At 54.5% G+C, this 10,752-nt stretch carries 12 protein-coding genes; 5 read left to right on the forward strand and 7 right to left on the reverse strand.

Features of this window, described 5'->3' with window-relative positions; all coding sequences use genetic code 11:
* From I9W95_RS18165 to I9W95_RS18180, 4 genes are all read right to left on the reverse strand, one after another.
* Positions 1 to 189, reverse strand: a 189-nt coding sequence (locus I9W95_RS18165) for a GspE/PulE/PilB domain-containing protein (RefSeq protein WP_451923602.1), incomplete at its 3' end; no start/stop codon positions are given.
* 266 nt (positions 190 to 455) lie between these two features.
* Positions 456 to 947 (reverse strand): pilin, encoded by a 492-nt coding sequence (locus tag I9W95_RS18570; RefSeq protein WP_318653633.1) that lies wholly within the window; start codon positions 945 to 947, stop codon positions 456 to 458.
* Between the two features lie 274 nt (positions 948 to 1,221).
* The gene (gene nadC, locus I9W95_RS18175; protein ID WP_225677499.1) at positions 1,222 to 2,070 is read right to left on the reverse strand and encodes a carboxylating nicotinate-nucleotide diphosphorylase; all 849 of its coding nucleotides are present in this window, start codon (positions 2,068 to 2,070) and stop codon (positions 1,222 to 1,224) included.
* The gene (locus I9W95_RS18180) at positions 2,045 to 3,427 is read right to left on the reverse strand and encodes an alanine/glycine:cation symporter family protein (RefSeq protein WP_225677500.1); all 1,383 of its coding nucleotides are present in this window, start codon (positions 3,425 to 3,427) and stop codon (positions 2,045 to 2,047) included. Before I9W95_RS18180 ends, nadC begins: the two co-directional genes overlap by 26 nt.
* Before the next feature lie 211 nt (positions 3,428 to 3,638).
* Between I9W95_RS18180 and ampD the strand changes: the two genes are divergently transcribed.
* Positions 3,639 to 4,241: a 1,6-anhydro-N-acetylmuramyl-L-alanine amidase AmpD gene (ampD, locus tag I9W95_RS18185; RefSeq protein ID WP_225677502.1), complete on the forward strand. Its 603-nt coding sequence runs from the start codon at positions 3,639 to 3,641 to the stop codon at positions 4,239 to 4,241.
* Positions 4,238 to 5,113: a regulatory signaling modulator protein AmpE gene (gene ampE, locus I9W95_RS18190; RefSeq protein WP_225677504.1), complete on the forward strand. Its 876-nt coding sequence runs from the start codon at positions 4,238 to 4,240 to the stop codon at positions 5,111 to 5,113. Before ampD ends, ampE begins: the two co-directional genes overlap by 4 nt.
* A gap of 795 nt (positions 5,114 to 5,908) precedes the next feature.
* Here ampE and I9W95_RS18195 read toward each other — a convergent pair.
* The 3 genes from I9W95_RS18195 to I9W95_RS18205 all read right to left on the reverse strand — a co-directional run bounded on the left by I9W95_RS18195 (position 5,909) and on the right by I9W95_RS18205 (position 8,652).
* Positions 5,909 to 6,643, reverse strand: a complete 735-nt coding sequence (locus I9W95_RS18195; RefSeq protein WP_225677506.1) for an oxygen-binding di-iron domain-containing protein — start codon at positions 6,641 to 6,643, stop codon at positions 5,909 to 5,911.
* Positions 6,644 to 6,693: 50 nt separating this feature from the next.
* Positions 6,694 to 7,290 carry a hypothetical protein gene (locus I9W95_RS18200; RefSeq protein WP_225677507.1) on the reverse strand — a complete coding sequence of 199 codons (597 nt, stop codon included), beginning with the start codon at positions 7,288 to 7,290 and terminating at the stop codon, positions 6,694 to 6,696.
* 81 nt (positions 7,291 to 7,371) lie between these two features.
* Entirely contained in the window at positions 7,372 to 8,652 is a 1,281-nt protein-coding gene (locus I9W95_RS18205) for a DUF3530 family protein (protein ID WP_225677508.1), read from the reverse strand.
* 122 nt (positions 8,653 to 8,774) lie between these two features.
* Between I9W95_RS18205 and rpe the strand changes: the two genes are divergently transcribed.
* The 3 genes from rpe to I9W95_RS18220 are packed head-to-tail and all read left to right on the forward strand — an operon-like array spanning position 8,775 to position 10,610.
* Complete coding sequence (gene rpe / locus I9W95_RS18210; RefSeq protein WP_225677510.1) at positions 8,775 to 9,446, forward strand: ribulose-phosphate 3-epimerase; 672 nt, start codon at positions 8,775 to 8,777, stop codon at positions 9,444 to 9,446.
* Positions 9,446 to 10,147, forward strand: a complete 702-nt coding sequence (locus tag I9W95_RS18215; RefSeq protein ID WP_225677513.1) for a phosphoglycolate phosphatase — start codon at positions 9,446 to 9,448, stop codon at positions 10,145 to 10,147. Before rpe ends, I9W95_RS18215 begins: the two co-directional genes overlap by 1 nt.
* Entirely contained in the window at positions 10,140 to 10,610 is a 471-nt protein-coding gene (locus tag I9W95_RS18220; RefSeq protein ID WP_225677515.1) for a GNAT family N-acetyltransferase, read from the forward strand. Before I9W95_RS18215 ends, I9W95_RS18220 begins: the two co-directional genes overlap by 8 nt.
* The last annotated feature ends 142 nt before the right edge of the window (positions 10,611 to 10,752 follow it).

Consider the following 10,752-nt stretch of genomic DNA (forward strand, 5'->3'; position numbering starts at 1 on the left):
TGCGGAAGGATCGCTCTGAGCGATGTAGAGTCGGTTGCCGCGTTGGAACAACGGCAGTACCCGGTGCTTTTCAATCAGGTCATTGGCAACCAGCTCACGTGGCATCAGCTCAAAATCAAAGGCCGCCAGATCCAGCACTGGCAATCCAAACTCTTCCGATGCCAAGAGTGCGACGGCGCGGGCTTTCACCTGACCGGAAGCTACCGCTTCCTGTACAAAGCTGTGCTTTTCTTTTCTGGCTTTAGCCAGGCCTGATCCTGTGACAGCAATTGCTGTTCGACAATGCGGCGTGGTAAGCCCGTCAGCATGGCCATTTATAATTCCCCAACGGCATTAAGCTTTTTGCTACTGAACATACCAGAGGTCGCTGGTCGTCGCCAGTCGCTATCGGTGGTGCCGTGATGCAGGCAACAAAAAAGGAGGCCGAAGCCTCCTTTTTATTCAACTAACAGATATTAGTTGTTTTTAGCTACCTGAGTTTGCAGCATAGTAGCAACTTCAGTGTTTACACCGGTACCTGCAGTGTAGGCGTAGGACCATGTAGTCTGGGCATTACCGAAGGTTGGGGTGATAGTGATGAAACTGTCGTTAGCTGTGTTACCGTCAACTTTGCTTTCCAGGGTTACAACGATCACACCACCAGTGCTTACAGCGATAGAAAATACGCCATCTGGAATTTCAGCAGCCGCTGGAGTACGCATGCCGATGTCAGCGAAGCCACCAGTAACTGCACTTGAGGTCCAGGAGATAGCTGTACCCAGGCTATCGCCCTGGTTTGCTGCTACAGCCAGAGCTTTCTGGATGTTAGTTACAGCAGACAGTGCAGTCTGAGTTTTAGTACGGATGGTGTAGTCGCGGTACATAGGGATCGCAACAGAAGCCAGAATACCGATAATCGCAACAACGATCATCAGTTCGATCAGGGTAAAACCTTTTTGACCTTTCATAGGAATTCTCCACTCTCATTTGAGATTTTTAATTATGGGCCTCACCGGAGTTTCCGCTGCTGCCGTGTCACGCTTTATGACATAGCCAGAAGTGTGCCAATGGAAAACGCCCTCTGCAAGCCCTGTTTTATGGCCTGCATCACGTTTTTTAAGGCTTATCTGAAATGTTTTTTTTTACTGGTGAAATGCTGTGCAACAAAGTGACAAATATTGTCACTTTATTGGTCGCAAGATGCAGGTGAAGCCACTGTTCTGATTTTTAAGGCGTGGACAATCAGATCAGGCGCATCGACAGGTCGATGGCTTTGCAATCCTTGGTCAGGGCACCAATGGAAATGAAATCCACCCCGGTGGAGGCATAGCTCAGCAGGGTAGCGTCGGTAATGCCACCGGACGCCTCCAGTTTTACCCGGCCCTGGCTGCGCTCACGTGCGTGTTTCACAGCATCGGTCATGGTGGCTGGCGTGAAGTTATCCAGCATGATGATGTCGGCACCGGCATCAATGGCTTCATCCAGTTGCGTCAGGGTTTCAACTTCCACCTCAACCGGTTTTCCCGGAGCAATCTGATGAGCCTGAGCTACAGCAGCGCTGATACCACCAGCGGCCATGATGTGGTTTTCCTTGATCAGGAAGGCGTCATACAGACCAATACGGTGGTTAAAGCAGCCACCGACGCTGACCGCGTACTTCTGCGCAATGCGCAGACCCGGGATGGTTTTACGGGTATCCAGCAGCTTTACCCCGGTGCCGGCAACGCGGTCGGCGTAGCTGCGGCACAGAGTGGCAGTACCCGACAGGCTTTGCAGGAAGTTCAGGGCACAACGCTCACCGGTCAGCAGTGAGCGGGCGGAGCCTTGCAGTTCGAACAGGGTTTGATCCGGACGCACCCATTCGCCTTCCTGTACGCGCCAGATCACACTGACCGACGGATCGAGCTGGCGGAACACTTCATCGACCCAGGCTTTACCGGCAATGATGGCGCGCTCGCGCGAGATAATGCGCGCTTTTGCCATTTCGCCGGCCGGAATCAGCTGAGCGGTAATATCGCCGCTGCCTACGTCCTCCTGCAGAGCACGTTGAACAGCTGTCTCGATGTCATTTTGATGAAGGCTCAGATCCATGGGTCAGGAAACTCTTTGTCAGCTTGAAAACCACCGGGCTCAGCAACAGCAGCGCAATCAGGTTTGGCAGCGCCATCAGTGCATTGAGGGTATCGGCAATCAGCCAGGCGACGTCCAGTTGGTACGTGGCACCTACCGGAATCGCTAATACCCAGATCACCCGGAAAACGGGCACGGATTTTACACCGAACAGGAACTCGGTGCATTTCTCACCGTAAAAAGACCAGCCAATAATGGTGGTAAAGGCGAAAACAGCCAGTCCGAGCGTCACGATATAACTGCCGATACCCGGCAAACCAGCAGCAAAGGCGGCAGAGGTCAGGGAAGCACCACTCAGGCCAGCACCAGCTACGCATTCACTGACGGTGTCCGGGCACAGCTGCCAGGCACCGGAAGCGACAATAACAATACCGGTGATGGAGCAGATGACGATGGTATCGATAAAGGTACCCAGCATGGCGATTGAGCCCTGACGCACCGGACTGTCGGTTTGCGCAGCGGCGTGGGCGATAGGAGCACTGCCAAGACCTGCTTCGTTAGAGAATACACCGCGAGCCACACCAAAGCGGATGGCTGCCCACACTGTTGCTCCGGCAAAGCCGCCAGCGGCAGAAACCGGGGTAAATGCGTGCTCAACAATCAGCGCAATGGCTGCAGGGACGCGGTCGGCGAAGATGATCAGCAGAACAATACCGCCCAGCACGTAGGCAATCGCCATAAACGGCACCAGTTTGCCCGCCACTTCGGAGATACGGCGAATGCCGCCCAGCAGGACCAGGCCAACCAGCACCGCGATACCGACACCGGTTGCCCACTCGGGAATACCGAAACCGCCGTGCAATGCATCGGCAACCGAGTTCGCCTGCACGCCATTGCCGATACCGAAGCCGGCAAACATTCCGAAGAAGGCGAATAGCACGGCCAGCCAGGTGAACTTGCTGCCGAGGCCATTGCGGATGTAGTACATCGGGCCACCGACGAAATGGCCTTCGGCATTTTTCTCGCGGAAGTGCACAGCCAGAACCGCTTCAGAGTATTTAGTGGCCATACCAACCAGCGCAATGACCCACATCCAGAATACGGCGCCGGGGCCGCCAGCAGCGATGGCGGTGGCAACACCTGCGATGTTACCGGTACCAATAGTGGCGGACAGTGACGTCATCAGTGCGTTGAAGCCTGAGATCTCGCCATCGCCGCGACCGTGACGGTTTTTCCATAAGTAAGAAAAGCCACGGCCGATATTGCGCACCGGATAGGCCTTGAGGCCCAGAGTTAAATACAGACCGGTAAGGCCGATCAGTAACAGCATGGGGGCGCCCCAGGCGAGACCATTAATGGTATTGATGAAATCAAGCATGACTCTGCTTCCCTGTGGTTAGTGCTCTGCAACTGTCCGGAGTACGACGACGTTGCTGTTCATTATGATTATCAGCATGGCGGCAGCGGGACGCTCGCTCAGACCTGGTGGCCCTTTTACACAAGGGGCCGGAGCTGCCATAGTAGCGACCACTATAAAGGTGCGGAACAGCATCGCCAAACGGCATAACCGCTTTCCGATTCTGACAGAGATGATACGGGTGACAGATTTCACAATCACTGACGGACGGCTGGCTCCGGCTCGCTGGTGTCCTTCGCCAAACTTCGGCCCCCGGCCGACTGATGGCGCCGGCGATATAACCCTGCTGGTTATTCACAACATCAGTCTGCCACCCGGACAGTATGGCGGTGGCTACGTTGAGGCTTTCTTTCAGAATCGTCTGCCGGTGGCAGATCATCCTTATTTTGCTGAAATTGCAGCACTGCAGGTTTCCAGTCATTTATTTATTAACCGCCAGGGTGAGGTCGTACAGTTTGTTAACCTGAACGATCGTGCCTGGCATGCCGGTGCGTCATGTCATTCCGGCAGAGATAACTGTAACGACTATTCTGTAGGTATAGAGCTTGAGGGAACGGATACCGACGCGTATACCGACGCACAGTACCGCACTCTGATTGACGTCAGTGAAGCGCTGTTGGCTGCTTATCCTGACTTACATCGCGGCAGGATTACCGGCCACGAACATATTGCACCGGGCAGGAAAACTGACCCCGGTATTGCATTTAACTGGCATCGTCTGTTTCAGGGACTGGCGCACCGTATGAATTCAGCCAGTGCACAGGAGGACGTATGAAGTTTCTTATTCTGTTTATCGCACTGATGGCTCAGTACCAACTGCCATTGCCGCAGCGCAGCACCCGCAGTCGCAGTTTTGCGCGCTGGCTTTCCTGGTGGACTCCACGACAGTGGTTCACGCGTATTCCGCGTCATCTGCGTTACGTGCTGATTGTGGTGCTGCCGACGACGCTGGTGACGCTGGCGTTCTGGTATCTGGATCGCTATTTCTGGGGGCTGCTGACTTTTGTTCTGGAAATTCTGTTGCTGCTGTATGTGTTATCGCACAGCGGTATTGAGCGTCACCTGAAAGAGTATCAGGAGGATATTCAGCGCGGTGATACTCAGGGCGCTTACCATTGTGCCGAGCAGTTTCTGGCGCTGCCGGAAGTGTCGGTTTCCGATGATCTGACCAGTATGAACGAACAGGTGATTCATGCGCTGATGCACCGCTGGTTTGAATATTTTTTCCTGATGGTGTTCTGGTACATGGTGGCGGATGTAGCGGGTGTCTTGCTGGCCTGGTTCAGCGTGCAGTACGCCCGTGCCAGTGATTGTGATGATAAAGCCTGGCGTTACCTGCATTGGCTGGAGTGGGGGCCGGTTCGCTTACTCGGATTGACCTATGGTCTGGCCGGTAATCTGATGCGCGCACTGCCGGTCTGGCAGCGTTATTTATGGAATCTGCGCACCCCCAGTGCCACCGTGCTGTTTGATATTGCCGCCAGCTCGCTGTGTCAGAACGGCGAGAAACGTGAATGGCATTCGGTGGAGAACGACAGTGAAGCTGCGGCCGGAGAGCTGCAGGAGTGGCAACAGCTGCACCTGCGCAGCGTGTCTATCTGGATGATTATGATCGCTGCAGCAACGGTCGGTGGCTGGCTGCTGTAAATCGTTTAAATAAAGAATAAAAAACGGGAGCCTGGCTTCCACTAGTGTCCCACAAATTTTATTCGTACTTTTGTGAGATATTCCAGGCCCCTTGTCCTCATAGAGGGGCCTTCCGATACGTCGGACCGCCCCTCTCGCCGGACGGGCTTAACTCCTGACCGCCAAGGATGGCGGAAATGCAGGTTTTGCAGGAGCAAAAATCGGCCCGCTTCGCGCTGTCCTGGCTCGTTTACCCTTGAAACCTTGATATTTCCTGACCTCACGTCCCATCGGCCATCCATGGCCGGGGCCGCTTGCCCGAGTCCCGTCGGGCAGGTCGGAAATCTCTACGCTTTCTGCGGCGAGCCCAGAGGCGCTGTATTAGTTAATCTCACAGCCTAATTTAAAGCCTCCCGCCAGAACCTGAATTTCATGTCTCTGACTGAAATTCAGCGATGGAGTTGTATTAAAAAGCAGCATAGAGGAAGCCATTCCTTCGCATTCTGGAGCGCCGAAATGAACGATGATTTTTCTGGTCCGACGGGCATGGATGCCCGGCGAGCGGACGGCGACAGGGATGTCGCATGGGCCCGTGGCCTGAAAAATCGAGAGAATGAGGATAACGCTCCGGGAGCGAAAAGCTGGGGTCGGCCCTGCCGGCCAGGGGCGGTCCGACGCTCGGTAAGTTCCCCTGGTAGGCAGTAGGCAATGCGGATTTAAAAGTCGCTTATAGAAAACAGATATCTTTAAAACTGTGGGACGGTGGCGGGAGCCTGGCTCCAGTTTTTTATTGGTCGTAATTTATTCGTCTGGCCATCAGCGAATGGCAATGCCCACAGGCAATTCTTCAAACCAGTTTAAAAACTCGTTCACATAGGGTGGCTGAAACAGGCGGCCATGTTGTGGCGCCATGATATTAATGTTCAGCTGTCGCACGCGGCGAATCCAGTCGAGTTTTGCTTCATTTGACGGCATCCAGCGCTGATGGAATTTTTTCATTTTCGGCGTGTGGCTGGCCATATTATCGACCCAGATCGGCGCGTCCGTGGCTTCCAGTGCAGCGCCAACGTCACCACTCATCAGAATACCGGCTTTCGGATCATACACATGGAAGTTACCGGAGGAGTGCAGATAATGGGCAGGAATAAACTGCAACTGAATCCGGCCAAGGTTGATGGTCATTCCCTCGTCAGGAATTGCGCAGTATTCGATGCGTTCCATACCAAAGTGGCGAATAAAGCTTTCCCACAGCCATGGCGAATACAGCTTTGCGTTGGGCAGAGCCTGATCCCATAAGCCCAGCGACGAAATAATATCCGGGTCCTGATGCGAGGCAAACAGGTGAGTAATTTTTTCAGCGGGTACGAATTTCAGTACGGCGGACAACATGGGGGCGAACAACTCAATACCGCCGGGATCGAGCAGAATGGCCTGATTACCGCTTTGAATAAGATATTGGTTGGTATCGATAATGCCTTCGGTTTTGTTCGGATCACGACCGAACATAATCCAGCGGTGATCGCCATCTTCGTAAAGGGTGGTTGCCAGCATGGTCAGTTTTCCTTGTTATCAGGCCCTGGTTATCCTTGATACGGATCGGGTCAGTTATGTTTTTGTCGCTGACCCAGAAGATTTCGTGCGCGGCTCAGGTGCGCTCTGATCTTATCGGCCGTTTCCGTAATGTTCTGAGCAATAACTTCCAGTTGGTTGCGGAAATCACCGGCAGAAGCGGCTTCTACCTTACTGGAGGTCGCAATCAGGTTGGCGGTACGGATATGTTTATCGCCTTCTTCCAGTTGTTGTTCGAGTTCGCGTAATCCACGGGACAGTTGCGCGGATAACACTTCCCGCGACTCGTAACTCTTTTTCATGGCAACCTGCAGCGAATCCAGATTGGTGCTGTGCTGACCTGAAATCCATTCAAATTTATCCGCTGCCATGGTGGCTCGCCACAACGCCACCGCATGCTGGGATAAATGTTCAGACACGCCGTTGATGTATTGTGACTGGCGGATAATGTCTGATGCTAGTTCATCAATAAAATGCGTGATGGCCTTAAAACCAACAGTCTTCGAGCCTGCTCGCACTGCCAGTGCTCGTGCATTTTTGGCAGTCAGCGCCAGACCTTTGGCCTCCAGCATGGCCTGATGTAATTCAGCGGCGATACTGGCGGCAGTAACAAAAATCGGAGTAGCCATAACGGTTTGGTCCTGTGAAATCCATGAACGCGCGGTGAATACTTACAGCGTTGTCCTTGCAGTATAGAAGGTTTTGCGCAATCAGCCGGTTGGCAGCTCAGTTCCTGCCGCATGGGTTTTCAGCCAGCCACGCACACGCCGCACCAGCAGGTTGTTATCGTCATACTGCAAGGCAAAGGCTGGCACCTGAATCTGCTGATAGCCACTTTTCTGCCGGTGGCGCATAGCCCCGGCGCGCTGAGACGCCTGCCAGCCTGGGGTAATCCCGGCCGGGCTGATCAGGTCGAGTACCGGTAAATCCAGTTCAGTCAGGCGCTGAACCAGAGGTATGCGGTTCAGACGATGATCGGTGGCGTCAATCAGGACCAGGGTGTACCCCTTTTCCTCGCTGTCCTTGCCTTTACCTTTAACCACAGTAGCGGGTTTTTGCTGCAGATATTCACTGGCCCAGCCAGCGCTGCTGCCGGTAGCCACAATGACGATATTCAGTTGCCCGCGCTGGTTCAGATAGCTGACGCTCTGGCTGATGCGGGCCAGCATGGCGTCGCGGAATTTGTCTTCGGCGGATACCTCGGGCTGAGCGGGAACCTCAGCTGCTGCATCGTTATCCGCAATCGCAGGCAGCCCTGTCAGTTTGGGTAAGGCCGGTTCGTTGTCGCTGTTCAGGTTTTCATTGTCAGCGGCGCCATCCACCTCACCATCCTGTGTCGGACCATCGCTGTCGCTGGCATCTGCGCTGGCGACTTCCTGTTGCTTGTCGTCACTGCCTGCTTCGCTTTCTGCGTTGGCAGCGTCATCTTCCGCTGGGCTTTCTTCAGCCGGACTGCTGTATACCGGTCGAGCCGGTACAGGCGCTTGCGGTGGTGTGGGCAGTTCTATGCTGAGGGTGGCCCAGCCACTGGCGGGTAGTTGTTCACGCAGTGGTGCAACGACATAAGGCCAGTGTCCGTGTTGCTCGGTGTCATGCAGAATCAGTACGGCACCCTGGGGCTTACCTGCGGTTTCACTGAGATAGAGACCGTTGAAGCGATCATCGCCTGCCATCATGGTGATCAGCTCGCCGCTGCGGCTGAACTGCTGCAGGTAATCGACCACCGCCTGATGGCGTTTCTGTTCTTCGTCTGGCAGCACTCGCGGCCGCTGAACAACAAAGTTTTCGTCCACAGCCTCGTCGCTGGGCTCGCTGTTATCAGTCTGCACTGCGTTGTCTGAGCCCTCGCTGGCAGCAGTGTCGTTATCTGCCGGCAATGGCTGGCCGTTTTCGTCTGTCGCGGCATGGGCGTACGGGCCAGCACACAGCATCAGCAGAATCAGGCTGCAACGCTGAAATGTACGGAGCATCGGATGTTGAGTGGCGGCCATGTACGTCAGGATTCCGGCGAATAATGTGTATGGAATGGCATAAAGCAAAAGCCGTTCCCGCTGGAGATGCGCGGTCGCTCACCGTACAATGCGCGCTTACCGTATTCAGCCCGGAACATGCCATGAAAGATTTTCTGATTGCCCCATCCATTCTCTCCGCTGACTTTGCCCGACTGGGTGAGGATGTCGATAAAGTCCTCGAAGCCGGCGCGGATGTGGTGCACTTTGATGTTATGGATAACCATTACGTACCGAACCTGACCATTGGTCCTATGGTATGTAAGGCTCTGCGTGACTACGGCGTAACCGCACCGATTGATGTGCACCTGATGGTGAAACCGGTTGACCGTATTATCGGTGACTTTATTGAAGCCGGTGCCACCTACATTACCTTTCACCCGGAAGCCTCTGAACATATCGACCGCAGCCTGCAGCTGATCAAGTCTGCTGGTTGTAAAGCCGGTCTGGTGTTTAACCCGGCGACGCCGCTGCACTACATGGATTACGTGATGGATAAGCTGGATGTGGTGCTGCTGATGTCGGTTAACCCGGGCTTTGGTGGTCAGTCGTTTATTCCGGGTACGCTGGATAAACTGCGTGAAGCGCGCGCTAAAATTGCAGCTTCTGGTCGTGATATCCGCCTGGAAATTGATGGTGGTGTGAAAGTGGATAACATCCGTGAAATCACCGCAGCCGGTGCTGATATGTTCGTGGCCGGTTCCGCGATTTTCAACGCACCGGACTACAAAACTGTGATTGATCAGATGCGCGCTGAAATCGCTGCTGCGCAATAATGGCGAGCTGGAATTCCGCCATACGTGCGGCCTTTGGAGAGCAGGGGCCGGCACTGTGCCTGCTGGATCTCGACGGTACCTTAATCGACTCGGTTCCGGATCTGGCCGCTGCCATCGACACTATGTTGCAACAGCTCGGGCGTCAGCCTGCGGGCGAAACCGCGGTCAGCCACTGGGTGGGCAATGGTGCCGACCTGCTGGTGCGTCGTGCATTGGTGGATGGCGATGAACAACAGGCGCTGGCGCTCACGGCGGCAGCAGTGGAACCGGCGCGTGCGCTGTTTGATCAGGCGTATCTGAGTGTGCTGCATCACGCTACCGGAGCCTACCCAGGCGTTGAAGCCTGGCTTGAACAGGCCAGCTTGCCAAAGGTGCTGGTCACCAACAAGCCGCGTTTATTTACCCTGCCATTGCTTGAATCGCTGGGTTGGATGGCGCATTTTGAGCTGATTATCTGCGGTGATGATCTGGCTGAGAAAAAGCCATCTGCACTGCCGTTGCTGCATGCCTGCAGCGTATTGGATATTGCCCCGCAAACAGCGTTGATGATTGGTGATTCGCGCAACGATATTCAGGCGGCTAAAAATGCCGGTATACGCAGTGCGGCGCTGACCTACGGCTACAACCACGGTGCCGATATCGCTGAATCAGCACCGGACTGGGTAATCGATAACCTGCTGCAACTGACCGTCGATGCCTGAAATCCGCATTCTGCCACTGCAGCAGCGTCCACAGGTTCTGGATGATATTGCACAGTGGCATTTCAACGAATGGCAGTCACTCTATCCGCAGGATTCTCTGCAGGATTTCCGCACGGATCTTGCCAGCACCATGAGTGGCGATATTCTGCCTTCGACCTGGCTGTTGCTGGTGGATGATGAGGTGGTGGCAACCGCCAGTTTGTTGCGTCACGACCTGAGCAGCTACCCACAACTATCTCCCTGGCTGGCCAATGTGTTTGTGTTACCGCAGTGGCGCGGACGAGGGCTGGCCAAGCGTCTGATTCGTCAGGTTATGGCCAATGCCTGGCAGGCGGGTGTGGCAAAACTGTATCTGTTCACCGAGGACCAGACCGCTCTGTATCAGTCGCTGGGCTGGTGTTTATGGCAGGAAGATCAGCATCAGGGCAAGGCCATCAGTGTGATGACAGCCCAGCCTGGCTAAGCAGTTAATAAGCGTCGCTGCCCGCGTTTTTGCGAGCGGCGAAATTTGCCCTATCCCTCACTGCTGTCCCACAGTTTAAAGATATCTGTTTTCTATAAACGACTTTTAAATCTGCAATGCCTACTGCCTACCAGGGGAACTT

The sequence above is a fragment of the Thalassolituus marinus genome, assembly GCF_020320395.1.
Taxonomy (GTDB): Bacteria; Pseudomonadota; Gammaproteobacteria; order Pseudomonadales; family Oceanobacteraceae; genus Venatoribacter; species Venatoribacter marinus.